22 protein-coding genes are annotated in these 21966 nt (G+C 66.1%); 13 read left to right on the plus strand and 9 right to left on the minus strand.

Annotated features, from left to right (window positions below; all coding sequences use genetic code 11):
- Window positions 1-17 precede the first annotated feature (17 nt).
- The 5 genes from tssA to rtcR form a co-directional block, all read right to left on the minus strand.
- Window positions 18-1112, minus strand: coding sequence for a type VI secretion system protein TssA (gene tssA / locus F0U60_RS19965; RefSeq protein WP_395822333.1), 1095 nt, complete (start codon window positions 1110-1112; stop codon window positions 18-20).
- Window positions 1109-2533: a type VI secretion system protein gene (locus tag F0U60_RS19970; RefSeq protein WP_395822335.1), complete on the minus strand. Its 1425-nt coding sequence runs from the start codon at window positions 2531-2533 to the stop codon at window positions 1109-1111. Before F0U60_RS19970 ends, tssA begins: the two co-directional genes overlap by 4 nt.
- A complete protein-coding gene (locus F0U60_RS19975) occupies window positions 2530-3297 on the minus strand; it encodes a DotU family type IV/VI secretion system protein (RefSeq protein ID WP_395822337.1) in 768 nt (255 codons plus the stop codon). The genes F0U60_RS19970 and F0U60_RS19975 overlap by 4 nt, the downstream gene beginning before the upstream one ends.
- 6 nt (window positions 3298-3303) lie before the next feature.
- Window positions 3304-4620, minus strand: a complete 1317-nt coding sequence (gene tssK, locus F0U60_RS19980) for a type VI secretion system baseplate subunit TssK (RefSeq protein ID WP_395822339.1) — start codon at window positions 4618-4620, stop codon at window positions 3304-3306.
- A 146-nt stretch (window positions 4621-4766) separates the two neighbouring features.
- On the minus strand, window positions 4767-6404 hold the full coding sequence (gene rtcR / locus F0U60_RS19985; protein WP_395822342.1) for an RNA repair transcriptional activator RtcR: 1638 nt from the start codon (window positions 6402-6404) through the stop codon (window positions 4767-4769).
- Window positions 6405-6544: 140 nt separating this feature from the next.
- Here rtcR and F0U60_RS19990 point away from each other — a divergent pair, with 140 nt between their 5' ends.
- The 7 genes from F0U60_RS19990 (at window position 6545) to F0U60_RS20020 (ending at window position 14598) form a co-directional block, all read left to right on the plus strand.
- Window positions 6545-7780: an RtcB family protein gene (locus F0U60_RS19990; protein WP_395822344.1), complete on the plus strand. Its 1236-nt coding sequence runs from the start codon at window positions 6545-6547 to the stop codon at window positions 7778-7780.
- A gap of 190 nt (window positions 7781-7970) precedes the next feature.
- Complete coding sequence (locus F0U60_RS19995; RefSeq protein WP_395822346.1) at window positions 7971-8954, plus strand: hypothetical protein; 984 nt, start codon at window positions 7971-7973, stop codon at window positions 8952-8954.
- A 53-nt stretch (window positions 8955-9007) separates the two neighbouring features.
- Window positions 9008-10027, plus strand: coding sequence for an RNA 3'-terminal phosphate cyclase (gene rtcA / locus F0U60_RS20000; protein ID WP_395822347.1), 1020 nt, complete (start codon window positions 9008-9010; stop codon window positions 10025-10027).
- Window positions 10028-10079: 52 nt separating this feature from the next.
- Window positions 10080-10664, plus strand: coding sequence for a hypothetical protein (locus F0U60_RS20005; RefSeq protein ID WP_395822348.1), 585 nt, complete (start codon window positions 10080-10082; stop codon window positions 10662-10664).
- Between the two features lie 161 nt (window positions 10665-10825).
- Window positions 10826-11137, plus strand: coding sequence for a hypothetical protein (locus tag F0U60_RS20010; RefSeq protein ID WP_395822349.1), 312 nt, complete (start codon window positions 10826-10828; stop codon window positions 11135-11137).
- Between the two features lie 86 nt (window positions 11138-11223).
- Window positions 11224-11436: a hypothetical protein gene (locus F0U60_RS20015; protein ID WP_395822350.1), complete on the plus strand. Its 213-nt coding sequence runs from the start codon at window positions 11224-11226 to the stop codon at window positions 11434-11436.
- A gap of 186 nt (window positions 11437-11622) precedes the next feature.
- On the plus strand, window positions 11623-14598 hold the full coding sequence (locus tag F0U60_RS20020) for a PAS domain S-box protein (protein ID WP_395822351.1): 2976 nt from the start codon (window positions 11623-11625) through the stop codon (window positions 14596-14598).
- Window positions 14599-14617: 19 nt separating this feature from the next.
- Here the strand turns inward: F0U60_RS20020 and F0U60_RS20025 are convergent, their stop codons facing one another.
- Window positions 14618-15310 carry a hypothetical protein gene (locus tag F0U60_RS20025; protein ID WP_395822352.1) on the minus strand — a complete coding sequence of 231 codons (693 nt, stop codon included), beginning with the start codon at window positions 15308-15310 and terminating at the stop codon, window positions 14618-14620.
- Between the two features lie 225 nt (window positions 15311-15535).
- On the opposite strand from F0U60_RS20025, the gene F0U60_RS20030 reads away from it, so the two are divergent.
- From F0U60_RS20030 to ruvA, 4 genes are all read left to right on the plus strand, one after another.
- Window positions 15536-16672, plus strand: coding sequence for a response regulator (locus F0U60_RS20030; protein ID WP_395822353.1), 1137 nt, complete (start codon window positions 15536-15538; stop codon window positions 16670-16672).
- 100 nt (window positions 16673-16772) lie between these two features.
- Entirely contained in the window at window positions 16773-17522 is a 750-nt protein-coding gene (locus F0U60_RS20035; RefSeq protein WP_395822354.1) for a YebC/PmpR family DNA-binding transcriptional regulator, read from the plus strand.
- An 86-nt stretch (window positions 17523-17608) separates the two neighbouring features.
- Window positions 17609-18184 carry a crossover junction endodeoxyribonuclease RuvC gene (ruvC, locus tag F0U60_RS20040; protein ID WP_395822355.1) on the plus strand — a complete coding sequence of 192 codons (576 nt, stop codon included), beginning with the start codon at window positions 17609-17611 and terminating at the stop codon, window positions 18182-18184.
- Window positions 18181-18792 carry a Holliday junction branch migration protein RuvA gene (gene ruvA / locus F0U60_RS20045; RefSeq protein WP_395822356.1) on the plus strand — a complete coding sequence of 204 codons (612 nt, stop codon included), beginning with the start codon at window positions 18181-18183 and terminating at the stop codon, window positions 18790-18792. The genes ruvC and ruvA overlap by 4 nt, the downstream gene beginning before the upstream one ends.
- A 146-nt stretch (window positions 18793-18938) precedes the next feature.
- On the opposite strand, the gene F0U60_RS20050 is transcribed toward ruvA, so the two are convergent.
- The gene (locus F0U60_RS20050; protein ID WP_395822357.1) at window positions 18939-19094 is read right to left on the minus strand and encodes a hypothetical protein; all 156 of its coding nucleotides are present in this window, start codon (window positions 19092-19094) and stop codon (window positions 18939-18941) included.
- An 81-nt stretch (window positions 19095-19175) separates the two neighbouring features.
- Here F0U60_RS20050 and F0U60_RS20055 point away from each other — a divergent pair, with 81 nt between their 5' ends.
- Window positions 19176-20126, plus strand: a complete 951-nt coding sequence (locus F0U60_RS20055; RefSeq protein WP_395822358.1) for a RimK family alpha-L-glutamate ligase — start codon at window positions 19176-19178, stop codon at window positions 20124-20126.
- On the opposite strand, the gene F0U60_RS20060 is transcribed toward F0U60_RS20055, so the two are convergent.
- Complete coding sequence (locus F0U60_RS20060; RefSeq protein WP_395822359.1) at window positions 20117-20764, minus strand: TraR/DksA family transcriptional regulator; 648 nt, start codon at window positions 20762-20764, stop codon at window positions 20117-20119. The two genes, F0U60_RS20055 and F0U60_RS20060, sit on opposite strands and share 10 nt — an antisense overlap.
- Window positions 20765-20816: 52 nt before the next feature.
- A complete protein-coding gene (locus F0U60_RS20065; RefSeq protein WP_395822360.1) occupies window positions 20817-21182 on the minus strand; it encodes a hypothetical protein in 366 nt (121 codons plus the stop codon).
- A 98-nt stretch (window positions 21183-21280) separates the two neighbouring features.
- On the opposite strand from F0U60_RS20065, the gene F0U60_RS20070 reads away from it, so the two are divergent.
- Window positions 21281-21916: a hypothetical protein gene (locus F0U60_RS20070; protein WP_395822361.1), complete on the plus strand. Its 636-nt coding sequence runs from the start codon at window positions 21281-21283 to the stop codon at window positions 21914-21916.
- The last annotated feature ends 50 nt before the right edge of the window (window positions 21917-21966 follow it).

A 21966-nucleotide genomic window follows, 5' to 3' on the forward strand; every position in this document is an offset into this window, starting at 1 on the left:
GATTTTGAACGACGGATTTATTCCCGCTGCTTCATGCCGAGCAGCGTATGGAGTGCCTCCACATTGGAGGAGTCGGGGACGAGCTCCTCCAGGAGCTTGTCGAGAGGCAGTTGTCCCCAGGCCATGGCGCGCTTGACCAGGTAGGGAACGGGACTATGGGGCTCGGTGCGCAGCAGGTAGTCCGCTGCGAGCCCGAGGAGCTGGTAGGCCTCGTTCCGGCTCTGGATGACGCTCGGGACCTGCCCCGGTCCGAAAGGCAGGGGCAGGGCCCCCGGTTCGGGTGTGGCCTCCGGTGGGGCCTCTCGCCGGGAATGAGAGGAATTGCCTTTCAGCGGGGCCAGCAGTGCCTGGATGTCACCCAGGACGGCTCGGGTCCGTCGGAGGGCCGCGGAAGATTGGCCCAGCCGCGTATCGAGCGCCTGCTCCAGTGCGGAGATGGCCTCGAGAGCATCCGTGAGCTGCTGTGCGAGCGCGGCGAAGGTGGGCGCGGGTATCTGGGAGGCGGCGGCCATGAACCGCTCCCGGGTCAACGGGGGCGGATCGGTGCCATCCGATTGCGCCTTCTGCTCCGCCTCCTGTCTGCCGGATTGTTTCTCCCGGAGGAGGAGCTGCTGCCAGTCCGCGAAGCCATACGTCGCGGCTCCGGGGGCGGGTGGCCGGATGAGGGGCTGTTTGCCCAGGGCGATGAAAAGCCTGTCATCGAGCCATTTCAACAGGGAGAGCCGGGCCTCTGGATCGCCGTCATCGAGAGTGGGCCAGAGCGAGTCCCAGAATCGTTCCACCAGCGTGGTGGACAGGTTCATCCCCCACCGCAAGCCGGGAAATCCCTGCTGCATCACCCAGGCCTCCGTGAGCCAGACGGCGAGCTGGAGATCCTTGGATTCGCGAGCCAGGGCCTGTTGGCAGAGCGCGCTCACCTGCGCCCAGTCGGCCCGTTTGAGTGAGACCTGCCATACGCCCTGAGGCAGGGAGGGATCCTCCTCGCGGCGTGCCTCGCGAATGCGCTCGTAGATCGTCTCGTAGCGAAGGTTCCGCCCCGAGGGGGCCTCGGGAGAAATGGGTTGCAGGAGTGACTGCAGGTCTGGCGGAGAGGAGGAGGTCGCGTCCGTCATGGTTGATACCCATGGGCGGAGGTATCCGCTTCAGGCTGGGGGGGCGGGGCGTCATCCCAGACGTGAGTCCGCCGGGTGACCTTGGGTGGCGGGGCGTCATCCCAGACGTGAGTCGGCCGGGTGACCTGGGGTGGCGGGGCGTCATCCCAGACAGGTGTGCTCGGGGCCTGCTGCTCTGGGCGGACGATCTGGGGCACACGCTTCGGCCGGGGAGGCTTTCGCGGGGGCGTGGGTTTCGTCTCGGCCGGGAGAGCTGTCTGCGGCCTGGGTTCCGGTGGTGGCGGTGTGGGTGGCGGTGTGCTCGCGGCTGTCTTCGTTGGGGGAAGGGGGTGGACCGGGGTCTTCGCCACTGTCGCCACCTCGGCTGGGCGGAGTTGTGCCCACGTCACCCCCAGGCCGCCCATCGCCAGCAGCACGCAGGCGGCGAGCACGGTCTTGAGCGTCGCGATCTTCCGCCGGTTGCTGCGCGCGGCTTCCGGATCCGGGCCGGCGAGACCGCTCTCCGGGAAGATCTTGCACTCCACCAGCTGGGTGACGAACGCCGGAGAGCGCAGCCCGGAGGCCCGTTTCCCGCTGCCCCCGGTGGCGCCGTCGGCCTCCGGGTCTCCGCAGAAATAGAGTCCCCGCAGCATCGAGGGCCGCGTGTAGGGCGTGGACTGGAACAGGACGTCGAGCAGCCGCCGCACCGGTTCGGCCAGTTTTCGCAGCTCGGTGGGGAAGAGGAAGGCATCCTCGCGATCGGAGGCCTCTCCCCACCCATCCGCGAGCAGCTCCAGTTGCAGCTGGCTCAGCGCCTGATGGATGTCCTGGAAGGCCTCGTCCACCCAGGCGGACGCGTAGGCCTCCTCGGGAGAGTGCGGGCTGGACCAACCGAGCATCTCGTCCCGCGTTCGTGGAGGCAGGGTGCGGCAGAAGGCGGAGAACCTGGGAATGGCGTCCGATTGGGTGATGACGACGTAGATGGGGACGCGGACGCCCAGCTCGCCGCGCAGGGACTGCAACTTCTCGAACAGGGCCTGTGCCTTGCGATCGAGCTGAACCTCGTCCAGCGCCTTGGGGCCGACCAGGTTGGTGGCGGGCACGGCCAACATCAGTCCATCGATGGGCCGCTGACCGCGGATGCGCCGCAAGCGCCAGATGACGGAGCGCCACTCTTCCGTGGGCTCATCGGTGATGGCGGGCATGTCGAGCACGACGCCTTGTTCGAAGAGCCAGACACCCCAGCCGTCCTTCGCCATCTCCTTCTGGGTGGGAGAGCCGTAGGGGCGGCGCAGGTCGATGCTCGCCGCCAGCGAGGTGCGCCCCGAGCCCGGCTCGCCCACCACCATGAGCCAGGGGACCTGATAGCGCCGCTCCCGGTGGCGGCCGGTCGCGCCCATCCGGCGCAGTGTCGTGTCGAGAGGTGAGTGCCGGGCGTTCATGGGCGGTACTCCTGCGTGACGGGTTGCGAGGGGCCGGAGGAGTGCGTGCCAACGAGGATTCCTCCGATGGCGAACGCACTCACGAGCACGGCGGCGATGGCGGTGGTCCAGGGCCAGCGGCGCTCGAAGCGCTGATCCGTCCGCTCATCCCGGGTGTGTTCGTAGGCCTGGGCCACCAGCTGGCGGGTGGGCGAGTCCGGCTCGGGGCGCCGCTGCCAGATCTGGGTGAAGAGCTGGCGTTGCAGATCCTGCAGCAAGGCCTCGGCTCCGAGTCCCCGGTATCGGCCCTGGAAGCCGAGTGCGAGCGCCATCAGGTACACGGCCGCCACCTCCGCGCGTGCCGGATCCCTCTCGCGCAACAATCGCTCCACTTCCTCGAAGAGCCGATCTCCGGCGACGTGGGTGCCGAAGAGCTCGTCCTCGAGCAGGTTCTCGCGCCAGGCCTCATGGCCATACCAGGGCGTGTGAACCATCATCTCGTCGGCGAAGGAAGTGAGCACATAGCGGCACTCCTCGAGGTGCCGCTCGATGAGCGAGCCACGCGGCGCCCCCTCGGGGCTGGTCTGTTCCCGCACGCGTTGGATCAGTTGTCTGCGGAGCTCCTCGACGGTAGGGCCCGGTGTGAACCTGCTGTTGAAGCGGGTGGGGGTGGAGATGGCCTGGAGTTGCTGGCGCAGCTGGAGGATCTCCGCGAACAGGACTCGGGATCTGTCGAGGAGGGGCGTGCTCTCGGAGGACGGGGGGGAGATGTCTGGAATGGGCATGAGGGCTCAGCTCTCCTTGCGGATGAGGAGGGAGATGACGGAGGGGGTCTGGACCTCGCGCGGCTCGAGGGTGTTCTCGAGCAGCAGCCGTTCATCGGAGCGGATGAAGGTGGGATTGGCCTCGAGGGAGAACAGGAGCGAGTGGGGGCGGGGCACCAGGCCCGGGCGGCCTTCGATGAGCTCGCGGCGGGCCCCGAGCGTGCGCGTCTCACGCATGAGCCGGTGACGGCCATCCGAGCCGATGCGGCAACTGGCCACCCACCCGAGGAGCTGCTGACGGGGGATGTTGGGCCCACCTTGGACCTCGAGCACCAGCTCACGGCCCATCCAGCTCGGGAGGAAGCGCGTGGAGAAGCCGCCCGCCTCGGCGTCGAGCTTGACGCGGGTGTAGGCCTCGGAGACGCCTTCCTCCAGTGTGCCCTCGATGAAGGAGAAGACCGGATCGAAGGAGCGCAGCGGATCCAGGTGCTCGTAGGCCGGGAAGGCGGGCGGAATCCTGCTCTCGCTGAGGGGGGCGAGGTGGCCGGCCAGTGTGCACAGCGCCAGGTAGAGGCCAAAGGGGTGGGGCGTGCCCGAGCGAAGCACGGCTTCGAAGGCGGGGAGCCCGGCGACGAGCCAGCGCAACAGTTGCTGGTTCTCCGCGAGCTGCGTGGGCTCGGCTGTCCGGGCCCGGAGTGCCTCCACCAGGCTGGCGGCCTTCTGCCGGATGCGCAGGGTGAGCCGGTCGCACCGCTCTCCGAGCGGCGAGTCGAAGGGCACCGCCATCAGGGGGGGCAGGTACTCCTCCACGAAGAAGGATTCGTGCTCGCGGCGGACCTTGAGCAAGGGGAGCGCGCTGTATCCAGCGGGGGGGATGTTCGCGAACAGCTCGAGCCGTGGTTGGAGCTGGGCAATGCGCAGGGGCATGTCGCTGGTGCTCTCGTCGACGAGCGGCTCGCTCGTGGTGGAGACGAAGCGGCCGGGGCCGGGGACCCCACGCTGTTCGGAGGCAACGGCCACGTGCATGCGCACCGGGTGCTGCCAGTCCACTCCTTTCAGGCCGCCGAGCGAGAGCTGCAACCCTCCTTCCGTGTTCGCGCGGTGGGAGATGACGAGCCCGTCGGGGAGAATGGCTTCCAGCTCCAGGATTCGAAGCGTGCCCGCGAAGAGCAGCGAACGGTCGTACTGGAGTTGGCTCACGCCCCAGTGGAAGGGCATGGCCAGACCCAGATGGAGGTGGAGGAGCGCCTCGTAGCGGCGGTCCTGCTGTTGGAAGTGTTGGGGGGCGAGCAGCATTCCCTCGTGCCACTGCACGGCTGCGGGGAGATCATGAGCGCGAGTCATGCATGTTTCCTCGAGCCGAAGGCGGAGCCCGGCTCTTCGGGTCGCTCTTGTGGAGTGATCCGTTGTCGATAAGCGGTAGAGACAGACGTGAGGAATGTGACGCCGGTGCGAGGCCGTACGTCGGGCGGCCGAGAGCGGGGCTCCGTTCAGGCTTCTTCGGTGAGCGCTCGTCCCGTCACATCGGCCCAGCTCAGACCAAATCGGACGAGGTACTTCCGCAGCCGGTCCGCGTCATTGACACTCTTCTTCTGTGCTCGCGATTGCGCGAAGAGGGCTCGCCCTGCGTCGGACAGTGAGCGCGCCTGGCGACACACCTCGAGCACCTCCGCGAGCTGTGCCCGGTCAAAGCGATCCAGCTCCGCTGCCCGCTCCTCGCCGAGCACCCGCACCACGAGGTCCACCGGGGCCTCCCTCCGGGGCCCGCCCCTGGACCACGCGGCGCGCAGTCGCTCGAGCTCCTCATCCACGCCCTCGCGGGTGATGCGCCCACCGGGGGCGAGCGTGGCCATCCGCAGCACCGCTGCGTTGAGGTCGCGGAAGTTGCCGCTCCAGTGCGCCTCGGGCGAGGTGGCGAAGCGCAAGAAGTGCTCCTGGGCCTCCTTGTTCATCGTCACCCGCGTCCCCATGGACTGGGAGGCCAGGTCCAGCTCGTAGAGGAGGTTGGGAGGGATGTCCTCGGGCCGCTCGCGCAGGGGCGGCAGCCGGAAGGTCCACAGGTTGATGCGCGCCAGCAGATCCTCCCGGAAGCGCCCGCGCTCGACCTCTGCCTGCAGGTCCCGGTTGGTGCCGGCGATGAGCTGGAAATCACTCTCCACCTCCTTGTCCGAGCCCACAGGGAGAAAGCGTTTGTCTTCAAGCGCTCGCAGCAACATGGCCTGCTCATCCGCGCCCAGCTCGCCAATCTCATCCAGGAACAGCACGCCACCATTCGCCTGGCGCAGGAGCCCCGGCCGGTCCGCCAGCGCTCCGGTGAAGGCTCCCTTCACGTGGCCAAAGAGCGCGGACATGGCCCCATCTCCGCGCAGGGTGGCGCAGTTGATGTCCACGAAGGGACCGCTCACATGCCGCCGTGCCTTCTTGAGCTGGTAGATGCGTTTGGCGAGCTGGGACTTGCCGGCCCCTGTGGGCCCCGTGAGCAGCAGCGGCGCGCGCGAGCCCGTGGCCACCTGTTCAATCCGCTCGATGAGCCGGTTGAAGGCCGGGTTGCGCGTGTCGATGCCCGCCTTGAGGAAGGACAGGCCCTCGCGCTGCTCCTGCTGGAAGCGCCGTGCCAGCTTGTCGTACTTCGACAGGTCCAGGTCGATGAGGGTGTGGGAGCCCGGGCCGCCGTAGTCCCTCCCCGCGGGCGGCGGAGAGGTCTGGATGAGCCGCGCGGGGATGTGCCGGCTCTCCGCCAGGAGGAACATCGTTATTTGGGCGATGTGCGTGCCGGTGGTGATGTGGACGAGGTAGTCCTCCTGCTCGGGCTGGAAGGGGTAGGCCTTCGCGTAGTCGAGCAGCGCTGTGTACGTCTCCTCGAGATCCCACGGGTTCTGGATGTCCATGGCGGTCAGGCGCACCTGCGTCTCCGGTGACACTTGGGCAATGTCCTCGGCCACCTGCTTCGCCATTTCGGCATGGGCGCTCTGATGGAGCAGCTCCAGGCGGTGCACCAGCAGGTCCTCCTGCTGGCAGAGCGCCACCGTGGGGCGCCACTTCTCCCAGCGCTTGGGGCCCCGCCCCGCATCGAGGATGGAGCCCAGCATCCCGATGACCACCGTCTCGTGCGCCCGAATCTTCGCCATGGGGATAGGACTTTATCCTGGAGGATAAGCAGACGGGCAGGGGAATCGTGTGCTCCCTCGGGAGAGGGGCTGGCACGCGGGCTGCTTTACCGCCTCGCGTGCCCGGCACGGCCGAGGCGAACGGACTGAAGGAGACGGTCATGCAGACGCAGCGCAACTACGAGGTTCTGTCGAACGAGGCGGGTGGGGTGCCCATCAAGGCGTGGACGGTGGGGGTGCCGTTCGAGGACGAGGCGAAGAAGCAGCTGCGCGCGATGGCGTCCCTGCCGTTCATCCACAAGTGGGTGGCGGTGATGCCGGACGTGCACCGCGGGTTCGGCGCGACGGTGGGGAGCGTGGTGGCGACGGCGGGCGCGGTGATTCCGGCGGCGGTGGGTGTGGACATTGGCTGCGGGATGATCGCCGTGCGCACGACGCTGCGCGCGGAGCAGCTCCCGGACTCACTGGGGAAGGTGCGCTCGGCGATTGAGCAGGCGGTGCCGCACGGCCGTACCGACAACGGGGGCCGTAACGACCGGGGTGCGTGGAAGGACGCGCCTGCCATGCACCGCGAGGCCTGGGGCCGCCTGAAGCCTGGCTATGACGCCATCATCGCGAAGCACCCGCGCATCGACCGTGGCCCGGACCTTGGGCACCTCGGGACGCTGGGGACGGGGAACCACTTCATCGAGGTGTGCATGGATGAGGCCGGCCAGGTGTGGCTGATGCTGCACAGCGGTTCGCGCGGGGTAGGGAACCGGATCGGAAGCCACTTCATCGAGCTGGCGAAGGAGGACATGCGCCGCTTCTTCATCCAGCTGCCGGAGCAGGACCTGGCGTACTTGCCCGAGGGGACGGAGCACTTCGAGGACTACCTGCACGCGGTGAGCTGGGCGCAGGAGTACGCGGCGACCAACCGCGAGCTGATGCTGCGCTCGGTGGTGGAGGCGCTGAAGGCGAGCGGTGAGCTGCCGGAGTTCGAGCTCACGGAGGCGGCGGTGAACTGCCACCACAACTACGTGTCACGCGAGCACCATTACGGGAAGAACGTCCTGGTGACGCGCAAGGGGGCGGTGCGGGCGCGAGAGGGGGACCTGGGGATCATCCCGGGGAGCATGGGAGCGCGCTCGTACATCGTGCGAGGGAAGGGGAACGCGGAGGCGTTCGAGTCGTGCAGCCACGGGGCGGGGCGGGTGATGTCGCGCGAGGCGGCGAAGCGGCGCTTCACGCTGGAGGACCACGCGAAGGCGACGGCGGGAATCGAGTGCCGCAAGGACGCGGAGGTCATCGACGAGACGCCCGGGGCCTACAAGCCGATCGACGCGGTGATGGCGGCGCAGGCGGACCTGGTGGACGTGGTCCACACGCTGCGCCAGGTGGTGTGCGTGAAGGGCTGAAGAAGGGGGGACCCGACATGGGAGGAAACGCATGAGGGGATAGAGACATCGAGATGCCCGCTCTCTCCGAGACTTCGGTCGCTAGGATGAGGGAGCGGGCATCGCTATTTCAATTCCTAAGGTAGTGCTGCTACGTTGCTTTTGTTGGAGAGCTTTGCTCGGGAGTTGTTTTAAATTCACTGGATTTAGAATGGGTGAGAGTTCAATGCGAGAGGGCGATAGTTTGGATATGAGGTTGGCGCGGATCAGAGATCTGATCAATGCGCCAAGGAAGCAGCATCGATTGCTTCGAGATACTGCCAAATGGAGCCAGCTTTGCAGTGCTCTGGATGCCATTGCAGATGCCGGATGGGCTATATCTGCTCATGGAAATTTGAGGCGTTCTGAAAATATTGATTCCGGATTCATATACCTTGCTCATTACGGACTTGTGCAAGCTCTTTATCTTCAGCAGAACGCATTGGGCCACTTGTGTGAGGCTCTGGGGTTTTCAGAGGTGGGGCGTCAATCGCGTGACGCCTTGCGGATGGTTAGAGGTGTTAGGAATGATGTGGCCCACCTTACGGATCGAGGTCATGGAGAGGATAAGGATTGTCTAGGTATTGTTCGTGCTAGCATGAGTGTCGATTGTTTTGAGGTGTATTCTTTTTCTTTGCTCGGGGTTAGTAGGCGCAAAGTCTTGTGTATGGAGCTTGCTGAAACTCAGCATGGCGTAATTGTGGCGGTCCTGGATGAGATTATATCTGCCTTGCAGGAAGAGGTTCGATTGCATAGGGATAAGTTTAAGCATGTGTCCTTGGTGGGACTTCTCGGTGGCTTGGATTATCATTTGAGCAAGGTCGCAGTGGCGATCTCGGCAATGACCAGGGGCGAGCCCTGGTCTGGTTCTGAGGATGTGTTTGCGCTTGCATCTCTCGATGCAATTGAAAGGAATGTTGAAGCGCTGGTTGAGTCGCTCAGAGAGCGTGGTGAATATCCTGGCGTCTACCGGCACATTGATGAGGCAGAGTCCCTTGCGCGCAGGGTCATCGAACGTCTCCGCAAGGTTCTGAAAGATGGAGCGTCAGCTGTCACTGATTTGATTGATGCAGAGGGGCTAGTGCTGCTTCTTGGGAAGCAGCTTGTTTGTGTTCGAGATTTTGCTGTTGATTTGGATCAGAGTTACAGTTCGTAGACTTATTGAACGGCTGGTCGTGGGTGATGGTGTAACGGATTTAGAGGTCAGCGATGATTCGCATCGATGGTTCGAAGGGAGAGGGAGGGGGACAGGTGCTGCGCACGTCGCTGGCGCTGTCGCTGGTGACGGGGACGCCCTTCCAGATGGTGAATATCCGAGCGGGACGCTCGAAGCCGGGGCTGCTGCGCCAGCACCTCACCGCGGTGAAGGCCGCAGCGGCAGTAGGAGACGCGGAGCTGGAGGGTGCGGAGCTGCACTCGAAGGAGCTGACGTTCCGGCCAAGAAGCCTGAAGGCAGGCGAGTACCACTTCGCGGTGGGGACGGCGGGGAGCGCGACGCTGGTGCTGCAGACAGTGCTGCCGGCGCTGCTGAAGGCGAGCGGGCCGTCGATGTTGGTGCTTGAGGGCGGAACACACAACCCAGCGGCGCCGCCGTTCGACTTCCTGACGAAGGCGTACCTGCCGCTCCTGAGGAGGATGGGGCCGAGCGTGGAGGCCACGCTGGAGCGGCCCGGGTTCTTCCCGGCGGGGGGAGGGAAATTCCTGGTGAGCGTGGAGCCCGCGCCGCTGAAGCCCCTGCACCTGCCCGAGCGGGGAAAGGTGCTGCGACGTCAGGCGACGGCGCTGATCGCGCAGGTGCCGTACGAGGTGGCGAAGCGGGAGCTGGAGACGGTGGGGCGGAAGCTGGGGTGGTTCCAGGAGGAGCGGAAGGTCGAGGAGGTGAAGAGCTCGGCGGGGCCGGGGAACGCGCTGACTCTGGAGGTGGAGTGCGAGCACGTGACCGAGGTGTTCACCGCGTTCGGTGAGCGGGGTGTGCGAGCGGAGGCGATCGCCGAGTCCGTGGCGGAGGAAGCGCGGGTCTACCTGGAGGCCGGGGTGCCTGTGGGGGAGCACCTGTGTGATCAGCTCATGCTGTTGCTCGCGCTGGCACGAGGAGGCTCGTTCCGGACCTTGCCGCTCGATGGACATGCACAGACGCAGATCGAGACGTTCGCGCACTTCCTGGACGTGAAGGTTTCCGTCAGCGAGGTGTCGCCACTGGTACGCGAGGTGGAGGTCCGGGGGTCGTAAAGATCCAATCGTGGGGCTATCCGCGATCTCCTGGTTGTGATTTGTTGGGATCGTGGCCGATTTCGCCAGAAAGAAAATGGGTTCAACAGCTTGGATGCGCCGCTGGGCTGTTGTGGCTACTTTTCTAACGTCTGCGTGTAACTCTCCGCTGCCAAAGGGAGTTGTCCGAATCCGCTCCGGCGAAGCCCCAAGCCACGTTGCTGGACCAATGCCTGATTTTGGGCCATTCCAGACGTACTCGGATGCGCTACTCTCCGCCTGCTCGCGCCTCCTATCCCTGCCCAATGCTGTCACGGTCAGCCCGAACAACCCGAACTTCAAACTGTATTGGGTGTTTGTGGTTCACAATCATCCGGTCGGAGATGCGCTATCTCGCAGGGACATCCGATTCATTGTCGAGCAAGGGCAGATCCACGGGTTTTCTGTCAAGACACGTGAGCGCGAGATTCCAATTGGTATCGTCGCATTCTTTTCGGAGGGTGGGGTTGGTCATGCCTCATGTGATGGGTTCTTCCAATATGTCCCACTCACAGGTGAGTTGTTGAAATGGACCGTGGAGGCGAAGGAGTGGAGGCGGGAACAGTATGGTACGGTGCGGTGGCTGGATTCCGAGAATTTCGAAATCGAGCTTCGATAGCTCGCGGCGTTGCTTCCGGAGATGTGTGTATGGGCTGAAAATTGATTCTCCTGATCTGCAGCGTGGCATTGGTGGGCTGTGCTCATCGGCCCTGCCAGGTACTGGGAGGCTTGTTGGGTTGTAACTGCGTCCCCAAGAGAGCGCAGCCAGAGTACCAGGACATGTCCGTCCAGCTCCCCGTCTTCGATCACACCCTGAAACCAGAGGCTGACCTGGATGGATACACGCTCCAGGCCATCCGCATCGCGGCGGATGATCTCCTGGAGGCGGACCCGACGGGTCTCCCTTGTGGTGAGAAGCAGGTCTCCTTCAGGTACCGAGCCCTACGACAGGGCGACGTCATCTTCGTTCGAATCGAGTTCAAGCCGGAGAACTGCGGAAGGACCGTCGGTATGCTCGATGATGGGGCCACCTATGCGATCAGTGTGGATGGGCGAATCCTGAGGCGGGCTCTGGACGGGGGCGGGCCCTGACCGGTCCCGCAGGCGCTGGATGCAGTCGAATGTCGTGCCCCGGGCGTGCTTTAAATAGGGCCGTGGCCGACTTCACCGAAGAGCAGATGGATTCCGCACTCCGCCGTGCCAGCGAGGAGCTGTCCTTCCCCAGCTACTACGAGGCCTGTGTCCGGCCCCTCCTGCGCAACCCCGAGGGCCATTGGCCCCGATGCTGCGGCGGGGGCTGTGAGCCTTGCGCGCAGACGCTCATCCGGGTCGCGTTGCGCACCCTGGAGCTCCTCGGGACGCCTCGCGTCACGCCTCTGCCGGAGTGGTGAGCGCGAGCCCGTAACCCTGCGTATCCGTCTCCCCGGTTACCAGGAGGCTGGCTCCGCGGTTCCTCACTCGCTCCCTGTGAAACAGGGGTTGTCCCGCCTCTCCCTCTGGCCACCTCTCCGTGACGTTCTTATCCACAGAGGATGGAAGAGCAGGCGAACCTGGAAGAGTTCCTTCAGGGTGCCTCCTTGAGAGGGGAGCATCTCTCCGACCGTACGTTCTGGCGCCTCTTCGAGGCCGTCCCGGGCCTCTACTTGATCCTCGATCCAGAGCTGATCATCGTCGCCGTCAGTGACGCCTATCTGCACGCCACGAAGGCTCGGCGTGAAGACATCCTGGGGCGACACATCTTCGAAGCCTTTCCCGACAATCCGGACGACCCGCATGCCACGGGGACGAAGAACCTGAGCGCTTCCCTGAGACGCGTCCTGGCGAGCAAGGCCACGGACACCATGGCTGTGCAGAAGTACCCCGTCCGCCGCCCCGCGTCGGAGGGAGGCGGATTCGAGGACAGGTACTGGTCTCCGGTCAACTCCCCGCTCCTGGATGAGTCGGGCAACGTCTCCTTCATCATCCACCGGGTCGAGGATGTGACCGAATACGTCCAGCTCAAAGAGCGAGGACTCGAGCAGCGCAGGCTCACGGAGCAACTCGAGAGCCGTGCCCATGAGATGGAAGCGGAGATTTCTCGTCGAGCACAGGAGCTTCAACGAGCCAATGCGCAGCTCGAGCAGCGCACCCGTCAGCTCGAGATCCTGACGACCGCCGCGCAGGAGCTCAATTCGAGCCTTCAGATTGAGCACATCATGAGGTGTCTCGTCCGGATGTCCCTGGAGCTCGTGAACGCGTCCGAGGGATCCTGGGGACAATTGATCGACGGACGCATGATCTTCACCGAGTATCTGCGACAGCAAGGCAAGCTCATCGAACCCCTTCTCTCCGTGTTGGAGCCGGGGGTGGGGGTTCCCGGTCATGTGATGGTCACGAGAGAACCCTATGTCTCGAACGATGCGGCCCATGATCCTCACGTCCTGTCGCATCTTCAGAAAGCCATGGGCGTTCGCAACCTGATCGACCTGCCCATTATTGGCCGCTCCGGAGAGCTCCTGGGTTGTTTCGAGCTCCACAACAAGCAGGGCGGTCTGCCCTTCACCCACGAGGACCTGGAACTTCTCGAGGGACTTCGCGCCTCGGCCGCGGTGGCGCTGGAGAATGCGCGCCTCTACGAAGCGCTCCAGTCCGAGCGCAGGACGCTGGAGGCGATCGTGAAACAGATGCCAGCGGGCCTCATCCTCATTGAAGCGCCATCAGGCCGGTTCATCTACTACAACCAGGAAGCGGAGCGTCTCCTCGGGCACCCTGTTCCCCTCGCCGGGAATCCTGAACAGGGAACCCTGCATGGTGCCGTCCATGAGGATCTCACTCCCTACGGGCTGGACGAGTACCCGATAGCCCGAGCACTCCTCCAGGGTGAGACCGTCAAGGATGAGGAGATGCTGTACAGAAGGGACGACGGAAGTTTCGCACACCTGTCCGTCACGGCGGCACCGATCCGGGACTCGGCGGGGCGGATCATCCAGGCTGTCACTGTCTTCATCGACAGCTCCGTACGGAAGGCCGCGGAGGCGGCGTCACATGACGAGCGCAAGTGGTTGGAGGCTCTTCTGGATCGCCTCCCCGTGCCCGTGGCGCTGATCGATCCGGCCACGAAGGAGTTCACGTTCAGGAACGAGGAAGCGAAGAGATTGAGGATCCCCCTCCCTCTCAACCTCTCCCAGTTGGATGACACGAAATACTACGCGACCGATGTGCGGGGCAGGCGCATCCCCTTCTCGGAGCTGCCGAGAGCCAAAGTCGCCAGAGGCGAGACGTTCTCGGGGATCGAAGTGACCTGGCATACGCCGGAAGGCTCCATCCCCTTCATCTTCAATGGCAGGCTGATGCCTCCCATGCATGGGCGGCCCGCTCTGGCCATACTCGTCTTCCAGGACATCTCGGAGCTGAAAAGGGTTGAGGCGGAGCTCAATCAGAGCGAGACCCGGTTCAGGCGGCTCTACGAGTCCAACCTGCTCGGGATTGTCTTCGGCGACATCGGAGGGGGGCTGTATGACGTGAATGAGTACTACGCCCAGCTCATCGGCTCTTCACGAGAGGAGATCCTGGCGGGCCAGGTACGATGGGATGAGATCACGCCACCGGAAGACCTCGAGAAGGACAAGGCCGCGGCGAGGGAGATGCTCGAATCCCCGGAGGGGGTCTGTACCCCGTACGAGAAGCGATACGTCCTCAAGGATGGTCGCGTGGTGTGGATCCTCCTGGGGGCCGCATTTCTCGATGAGAACCGTTTCAAGAACGTCGCCTTCGTTCTCGACATCACCCAGGGCAAGGCGGCCGAGGAACAGCTCGCGAGGAGCCTCTCCAGTGAGCAACTGGCCAGGGAAGAGGCCGAGATCGCCCTGACGCAGCTCCGGATGGAGAGAGATTTGCGCGAACAATTCGTGTCGGCGCTCAGTCATGATTTGAGGACGCCCCTGACCGCGGCGAAGATGAGCGCCCAGCTGATTCCCCGGCAGGCGAACCTGCCCGACAAGGTCTACGCGCTCGCCGCCAGGGTGAAGCTCAATATCGACCGGGCGGACCAGATGATCACCGACCTCCTGGACGCCAGCCGGATTCGCGCGGGACAGGGATTGCCGATCGTGGCGGCCCCCTGCGATCTCCGTCAGGTGGTGGCCGGGACGCTGGAGGATCTCGCGACCGTCCATGGTGAGCGGTTTTCTCTTCGAGGGGAGGAGCGACTTCAGGGCAAATGGGATGCCGATGCGCTCCGCAGGCTCATCGAGAACCTCTGCAGCAACGCCATTAAATATGGCGACCCCACCGGCCGAGTCACCGTGACCCTGCGCGAGGACGGCAACCAGGTGGAGCTGGCGGTCCACAACTGGGGAAGGACCATTCCTCCCCAAGAGCAGGAAGGGCTCTTCCAGTACTTCGCCCGCACGAAGAGCGCGGAGGTCAGTGGAAAGAAGGGCTGGGGGATTGGGCTCACCCTGGTGAGGGGCGTCGCCGAAGCACACGGCGGAAGCGTTCGCGTGGAGAGCACCCAGGAGAACGGGACGACCTTCTGGGTGCGCCTCCCCAAGGACGCCACGCCTCCTCACTGAGGAGGCCGGAGAAGGGGACTTAGAACAGGCGCACGCCCAGGCCCAGGCGCACGCCGTAGCCCAGCCGCGTCTGCGTCACCCCGCGCAGCTCCTTGAACACGTCCACGCCCAGCTCGCCCACCGCCGACAGCGACAGGTCCTCGCCGAGGTAGACCTCCGCGCCTCCACCCGCCATCGGCTTCACCCGCCACGTCCCGCTCGGGCTCAGCCCCAGGTCGTACGGCACCTCCACCAGCCCCACCACCGACACCGTCTCCGCCGCCCGCCAGGTCGCCACCAGCGCCGGGTTCAGCCGCAGGAACCACCCTTCCAGGTTCTGCTCGTCGAAGTACCGGCTCCCCGTGCTCCCCGTAATCCCCAGCCCCAGCTCCGGCGCCACCGCCCAGGTCCCGTTCGTCCAGAGCTGCCGCCTCACCACGCCTTCCCCCGTCACCGACAGCCGCAGGTAGTCGAACCGCGCCCGCGCCCCCAGCTCCCAGCCCCCGGTCCCCTGACGGTACGCCACGCCCAGCTCCGGCACTCCCACCCACCCGGAGACCGCCGACGTCCCATCGGGCAGCGCCGCCGGCGCCACCACCGCTCCGAAGTTCTCTCGGTTCGCTTCCAGTCTCACCGCCTCGGCCGTGGGCGCCGGCTGCGTCTCCTGCGCCTTCGTTCCCTGCGCCACTGCCACCAGCGGCATGAGGGTCCACACCAGCATCAGTCGCGTCATAGGCCGCGCACTCTGGCGCTTCGTCCCCGGCCCGTCGAGCGTTTCCTTCCCTCCGCGCTTGACGGTTACCCAACAATTTCAGGTGCTTGGCTTCCAGCGTCGCGTTCTTATCAGGTATAGCAGGATGCACCTGCGTTTCCCGGTAGTCTTCTTTCGCGGAAACTCGTATTTTTTTGCTGGAAGTGGATGTCCGCTCTCCCAGGCTTGTCGCTCCAGGAGCTTCTCATGGCTGCCAGCACGCCCCGCGCCACTGTCCTCGAGCCCACCCCGTCTTCCGCCTCCGCCGACGTGAGTCCCCGGCGGCGCTCCACCCGTTTCCGCCCGCGCGTCCTGCTCGTCGAGTCCGACAAGGACGCCCGCGCCTCGCTGGCCATGGGTCTGGTCGGCGCCGGCTTCGAGGTGCTCGCCGCCCCGGCCATCGAGGACATCCTCGGGGAGCTGGGCGAGGGCCGCCCGTTGCCACACCTGGTCATCGCCCCCGCCGAGGCCAGCGGAGACGGCATGGAGGGCTTCACCCTCTGCGCACGGCTGCGCGACGACGCCCGCACCGAGCACCTCCCGGTGTACCTGCTCTCGCGTCACGAGGCGCCCCACCACCGCGAGCGCGCCGACGCCGTGCGTGCCGATGACTACCTCCTCCATCCCGTGCCCCCGCAGGTGCTGGTGTCGCTTGCCCGGCTGAAGGCGGGCCGCAGCGCCTTCGCTCCCGACTACGAGGCCCATACCCTCCGCATGCCCCTGGCTCAGGTGCTCCACGCGCTGCTGTGCGGCTCACGCGCCGGCCGCGTCGAGCTGCGCGACAATGAGGGCTGGCTGTCCTTCCGCCAGGGCCACGTGGTGGACGCCTCCTTCGATGGGGAGCGGGGGCTGATCGCCATCCGTCGGCTGCTCTTCTTCGGCTCGGGCGCCTATGCCGTGTCGTTCGGGGAGGCGCTCGCCGAGGGGAAGCTGCTGCTCAACCTGAAGATCTACGCCTCGTTGCTCATGCCGGCCGCCGAGCGGTTCTCCGCCCTGTGCTCGCTGGGCATCCCCCTGTCCGCTCGCCTCACCGTGGACTTCAAGCGGCTGGCGGACATGCTCAAGTCCCTGCCCGACGACGTGGGCCAGGTCATCCGCCTCTTCGATGGGCAGCGCACGGTGCACACCGCCCTGCTGGAGTGCAGTCTGCCGGAGGTCACGACCCTGGAGGTGGTGACGCTCCTGTACGCCCAGGGAGTGCTGGTGCCGGCCAACCTCATTGCCGAGCGCGAGCCGGTGCCCCAGTCCATCCCGCCCTTCTTCGAGCCGGTCCTGCGCGCCGAGGAGGAGGAGGAGCCCTTCTCCGAGGCCTTCGAGACCTCGGGTCCCTCTCGGGCGGCCTGACCCGGGCTGGCCCGGCCTCGCGCCGGGAGTTATCGGTGTTTGACTCGCCTCCCCGTCCGAGGGAGAAGGCGCGGCATTCTCTCAGGAGCGTGACGTCCCCATGTCCGGTCACAACCGATGGTCGAAGCTCAAGCGGTACAAGGCCGCGATGGGTGCGAGCAAAGGCAAGCTCTACTCCAAGCTCATCAAGGAGCTCACCGTCGCAGCGCGGTTGGGCGGAGGCAACCCCGAGGGCAATGCCCGGTTGCGCGTGGCCATTGTCGCGGCGCGCGAGGCCAACATGCCCAACGACAACATCCAGCGCGCCATCAAGAAGGGCACCGGCGAGCTGGAGGGGGAGAGCTACGAGGAGATCGTCTACGAGGGCTATGGCCCCGGGGGCGTGGCGCTGATCGTCGAGTGCCTCACCGACAACCGCAACCGCACCGCCAGTGACGTGCGCTCCATGTTCTCCAAGGAGGGCGGCAACCTGGGCGCCGAAGGCTCGGTGAACTGGATGTTCCACAAGAAGGGCGTCATCACCGTGAAGCCGGGCCCGTCCGAGGATCTGGTGATGGAGAAGGCCATCGAGGCCGGCGCCGAGGACGTCCTCAACCACGGTGACGAGGGCTTCGAGGTACGTACCGTTCCGGCGGATCTGCATGCGGTGGCCGCGAGCCTGGAGCAGGCAGGCCTGAAGCTGGGCGAGCAGAAGTGGACGTACATTCCGCAGAACACCGTCCGCATCGAGGGCGACAACGCCAAGAAGATGCTCAAGCTGATGGAGCTGCTCGAGGACAACGACGACGTGCAGAACGTGCACGCCAACTTCGAGATGGACGAGGCCCTCATGGAGTCGCTCTCCGCGTAGTGGGGGAGACGGGCACATCGACAGGGGGGCGGCCCGCGCGTTATAGGGCTGGCTGAACCCCTGTTCCGTTGTCCCCGGAGAGGAATTTGCGCGTTCTAGGCATCGACCCCGGTAGCCGCTTCATGGGGTATGGCGTGGTGGAGGAGCGGCGCGGCCGGCTGGTCCACGTGGGTCATGGCGTCGTCAAGGTGGACCCCGATGCCCCGCTGGAGCTGCGGCTCAAGGAGCTGCACAGCTCGCTGCTGACGGCGGTGAAGCTCTACAAGCCCCAGGCGGTGGCAGTGGAGGGCGTCTTCACCTTCCGGAATGCGCGCAGTGCGCTCATCCTCGGGCACGCCCGTGGGGTGGCGCTGCTGGCCGCCGCCCAGGCGGGGCTCTCCGTGCACGAGTACCCGCCAGCTCGGGTGAAGCGCGCGGTGGGCGCGGGCGGGGCCGCGGACAAGGACGCGGTGGCCCGCATGGTGTGCACCTTCCTCAACGTGGAGATTCTGGAGCGCGCGGATGCCAGCGACGCGCTCGCGGTGGCCATCTGCCACCTCAATCAGGGTCGGGCCGGTGTGCCGGCTGCGGGCGTCAAGGTGACGAAGACGCGGCGCAAGTCGGCGCAGGCCCAGCTCACGGACAGATTGGCGCCGTCCTATCGGCGACCGGAGGCGCGATGATCGCGGCACTGCGCGGCACCGTTCAGGAGAAGAGTCTCGAGGAAGCCATCATCGACGTGGGGGGCGTGGGGTACCGCGTGTTCTTCTCCTCGCTCACGTTGGGGCGGCTGCCTCCCGAAGGTCAGCCCGTGCAGGTCCGGGTGCGCACCGTGGTGCGCGAGGACGCCTTCGAGCTGTTCGGCTTCCTCTCCCGTCCCGAGGAGGAGCTGTTCCTCCTGCTGAACTCGGTGTCCCACGTGGGGCCGAGGCTCGCGCTGGCGGTGCTCTCCGGCATGGAGGTGCCGGAGCTGGTGGCCGCGCTCAGCCGGGGCGAGGTGGCGCGTCTCACCAAGATTCATGGCGTGGGGAAGAAGACGGCCGAGCGGCTCGTGCTAGAGCTCAAGGAGAAGGTGAAGACGCTGCACCTGGAGCAGGTGGCGACCCAGGCGACGCCGGCCGCGCCTGTGTCCGGACATATGGCGGACCTGGTCTCGGCGCTGGTGAATCTTGGCTACAAGCAGCCTCAGGCGGAGAAGGCCGCGGAGTCCGCCAGCGAGCGGCTCGGCGACGAGGCCGCCTTCCAGGCCCTCTTCCGCGAGGCCCTTAAGGTTCTGCGTACCAGTGCCTAGCTCCCTCTCCCTCTGGGAGAGGGCGGGGGGTGAGGGTAACCGAGTCCGTTCTTCATCCCGTGGTCCTCCGTGTGGACAGCGGGTTCAACCCGGGTTCACCCGATACCCTCACCCTAGCCCTCTCCCGAAGGGAGAGGGGACATGCCTCAGCGGTGATGGCCTCCCTCCTCGCCCACCGCCAGTGAGGTCAGCCTATCGGTGGGCTTGGGCTTGTCGGGCTTGCTCGGCTGCTTGTCCGTGGGCTTCTTCAGCTTGGGCAACTCGAACTTGATGAAGGGCAGCCCTTTGCGCGTCTTCGTCACGACATCTCCCTCCTGCGATGTTCATCTTCCAGGTGTGCAAGGCGCGGACCCTGTGGGGGTCCCATTCCCGGGGGGGTGGCCTTGAGGATCGGCATCTTTGGCGCGGCAGAGGATGTGCAGTGCAAGGCAGTGGCTCGCGAGGCCGCGGCGCTCGGCGCGGATACACTGTGCATCGAGCCCGAGGCTTTCGAGCGGGGCCTGCCGCTGTCCCTGCTCGATGGGCAGGGCTTCTACCTGGGTGAGCCCGTGGACGACATCCGGGGCTTCTACCTCCGCGCCATCCCCGCGCCGTATGCGCCCACCGTGGAGCGTGACGGCGAGCTCGTGCTCTACGAAGACTGGTTCACCACCTTCATGCACACGCGCGAGCGGGCCTCGTACTTCGTGGCGTGGTTACTCCAGCTCGCTCACCAGGGTGTCACGCTGGTCAACGGTCCGCATGCGGCGAGCGTCATGCAGTACAAGCCCTTCCAGCTCCACGTGCTGCGGAGCCTCGGGGCGCGGGTGCCTCGCACGCTCATCTCCAATGACCCGGCCGCCATCCGCGCCTTCCACGCCCGCGTGAAGGACGTCATCTACAAGCCCATCATGGGCGGGGCCATCACCCGGGTGCTGGACTCCGAGGCGCTCGAGCGGCTCGAGGACGTCACCGCCTCACCCGTCATCTTCCAGGAGCGGGCTCCCGGAGAGGACCTGCGCATCATGCTGGTGGGAGAGGAGATCGTCTCCTGCGTGGCCATCGAGACGCCTGCGCAGCACCTCGACTTCCGGGCGGACCCCATCTACAGCGGGGGAGGGGCCTCCTACCGCGAGGTGCGACTTCCCGAGTCCATCCAACGCTTCTGCCGGGAGGCGGCGCGCGCGTGCGGCCTCACCTTCGCGGGCATCGACATCAAGCACCAGGGTGACGCGTGGGTGTTCCTGGAGCTCAACAGCTCGCCCATCTACCTGGACGTCGAGCTGAAGCTCGGACACCCCATCAGCCGCGCCATTGCCCAGCGTGTGGTGGAGGGAGCTCGCGGTCAGAAGTAGGTGACGACCACCTGAGGCTCGGGCTGCACGTCCGGGACGCCCTCGCGCTTGCGCTGACAGGCGGCACAGCACTCCGCCCAGGGGACGATCTGCAGGCGCTCCAGGATGATGGGGTCGCCGCAGTCCTCGCACTGGCCGTACTTCGAGGCGTCCGTGGCCAGCTTCTGGAGGGCCCGCTGGACGCGCGGGAGGAGCACCGGATCTCGCTCATCGCCGGACTCCGCCGCGTCTCGGAGCTGGTTCTGCTGCTCCTCATCGAGCGACGTCCACACCCAGTCAGGGGGCTGCCGGCCCGAGAGGACATAGTGCAGGACGTGGAGCTGGTGCTCGGCCTCGCGGCGCTGGGCCTCGCGGCGCATGCTCACCAGCCCCGGGTGCTCCATCAGCCGGGCGAGGCGCTTCTGGACCTCGCGCCGCATCCCGCTGTCCTTGGTGATGACGTCAATGTAGGCCGCGGGGGTGAGGCCGTGGGGTCCGCAGACCTGTTGGAGCACACGTTCGAAGATCGGTTCGATGCCGACCGTCGCGGCAGTGGGAATCCATCCGGTGGACGAGGCCAGCGCATCGAGGGTGGAGAGGACGGTCCGGTGGACTTCCTGCCACTGCGGGGGGGGACCTTCTGGGGAACCGATCGTCATGCCTGGAATCATTTAACCACAGCGGGCCGGGGGACACACGGGGACTTCCCGTTCAGGGCGAGGGTTGCGTGTCGAGCACCTTGGCCCGCGTTTCCTTCCAAACGGGAATGAAGTCATGGGTGGGGTAGAACTCGGTGTGGAACGCACCCCACGCGGAGCGTTCGATGGCCAGGTTGACGGCGCGCAGCTTGTCGGGGGGAACCCGTAGGGTCACGACGTGGCGCGGGAAGAGGGTGAGCAGGATGGCGTCGGAGCCGGCTGTGGCTGCCGGTGCGCCCGGCGGCGGGGCGGGCGCAGCCAGCGGTGCGGGAGGCGGTGGAGGAGGGGACGGGCTCGCTCGGAGCGTGGCGCAACCGGAGGCCAGCAGGGCCAGGGAGACGAGCAGGGCCGCGGCGAGGGTAGCGCGGGAATGGGTCATGACCGGGACCGTATCAATCGGAGGACGTGTGGCTTCGCTTGAATCCGGGCCATGTCCGGGGCCAGATACGGGCAGGTGCGCCAGGAGGAAGAGCTGCGATGACCGGTGCTTCGCGATGGTGGGAGAGTGCGAAGGAGTGGGTGGGGAAGTTGCCTTCGGGGTTGTCCAGTCAGGTGGCGGTGGACGTGGCCCGTCGACGGCTGCGGCTGTCCCACGCCCGAGTGGAGGCCCTCACACGCGCGGCGCTGCGGGACGTGCGCGCGCTCGCGCTGGGGGACTGGGTCAACCAGCCGCAGACCTATGACGTGCGGTTTGCGGTCTCCGGCTGGAAGCTGCGGGTGGACGTGGCCGTCGAGCGGTTGGAGCTCGCGTCGGGCTGCTACAACCTGACATTGCTCACCCCGGGCCGGGTGGAGCTGGAGGAGTCCCGGACGGCCTCGGCGCTGGTGCAGGGCGTGCTGCGCTTGGGCGGGGGAAAGGCCGCGCTGCGCACGGTGCTCGACCAGGTGATGCCGGAGGGGTTGAGCTGGGACGGGCAGCGCTTCCGGGTGTCCGGGAAGCTCCCTCAGGAGGGGGTGGTGGCCGCGCGCCTCTTCGAGTCCTCCTCGCTGGTGATGAACGCCGAGCACGAGTCGGAAGGGCTGTGGCTGTCAGCCGAGGCGTGGCCTGGCCTGGTGGATTTGATGCAGGCCGTGCTCAGCGCGGACCTGCCGCGCAAGCCGCCGGGGATCTGAGCGGGCGAGCGCGCCAGAGTGGCCCAGCCCGTACCAACCTGACCGGACCG

The sequence above is a fragment of the Archangium minus genome, from assembly GCF_044360475.1.
Lineage (GTDB): Bacteria > Myxococcota > Myxococcia > Myxococcales > Myxococcaceae > Archangium > Archangium minus.

Excerpts from the sequence above, each read along its gene's own strand:
- tssA (WP_395822333.1), bottom strand. The coding sequence starts at position 1,112 with ATGACGGACGCGACCTCCTCCTCTCCGCCAGACCTGCAGTCACTCCTG.
- F0U60_RS19970 (WP_395822335.1), bottom strand. The coding sequence starts at position 2,533 with ATGAACGCCCGGCACTCACCTCTCGACACGACACTGCGCCGGATGGGC.
- F0U60_RS19975 (WP_395822337.1), bottom strand. The coding sequence starts at position 3,297 with ATGCCCATTCCAGACATCTCCCCCCCGTCCTCCGAGAGCACGCCCCTC.
- tssK (WP_395822339.1), bottom strand. The coding sequence starts at position 4,620 with ATGACTCGCGCTCATGATCTCCCCGCAGCCGTGCAGTGGCACGAGGGA.
- rtcR (WP_395822342.1), bottom strand. The coding sequence starts at position 6,404 with ATGGCGAAGATTCGGGCGCACGAGACGGTGGTCATCGGGATGCTGGGC.
- F0U60_RS19990 (WP_395822344.1), top strand. The coding sequence starts at position 6,545 with ATGCAGACGCAGCGCAACTACGAGGTTCTGTCGAACGAGGCGGGTGGG.
- F0U60_RS19995 (WP_395822346.1), top strand. The coding sequence starts at position 7,971 with ATGGGTGAGAGTTCAATGCGAGAGGGCGATAGTTTGGATATGAGGTTG.
- rtcA (WP_395822347.1), top strand. The coding sequence starts at position 9,008 with ATGATTCGCATCGATGGTTCGAAGGGAGAGGGAGGGGGACAGGTGCTG.
- F0U60_RS20010 (WP_395822349.1), top strand. The coding sequence starts at position 10,826 with ATGTCCGTCCAGCTCCCCGTCTTCGATCACACCCTGAAACCAGAGGCT.
- F0U60_RS20015 (WP_395822350.1), top strand. The coding sequence starts at position 11,224 with ATGGATTCCGCACTCCGCCGTGCCAGCGAGGAGCTGTCCTTCCCCAGC.
- F0U60_RS20025 (WP_395822352.1), bottom strand. The coding sequence starts at position 15,310 with ATGACGCGACTGATGCTGGTGTGGACCCTCATGCCGCTGGTGGCAGTG.
- F0U60_RS20030 (WP_395822353.1), top strand. The coding sequence starts at position 15,536 with ATGGCTGCCAGCACGCCCCGCGCCACTGTCCTCGAGCCCACCCCGTCT.
- F0U60_RS20035 (WP_395822354.1), top strand. The coding sequence starts at position 16,773 with ATGTCCGGTCACAACCGATGGTCGAAGCTCAAGCGGTACAAGGCCGCG.
- ruvA (WP_395822356.1), top strand. The coding sequence starts at position 18,181 with ATGATCGCGGCACTGCGCGGCACCGTTCAGGAGAAGAGTCTCGAGGAA.
- F0U60_RS20060 (WP_395822359.1), bottom strand. The coding sequence starts at position 20,764 with ATGACGATCGGTTCCCCAGAAGGTCCCCCCCCGCAGTGGCAGGAAGTC.
- F0U60_RS20065 (WP_395822360.1), bottom strand. The coding sequence starts at position 21,182 with ATGACCCATTCCCGCGCTACCCTCGCCGCGGCCCTGCTCGTCTCCCTG.
- F0U60_RS20070 (WP_395822361.1), top strand. The coding sequence starts at position 21,281 with ATGACCGGTGCTTCGCGATGGTGGGAGAGTGCGAAGGAGTGGGTGGGG.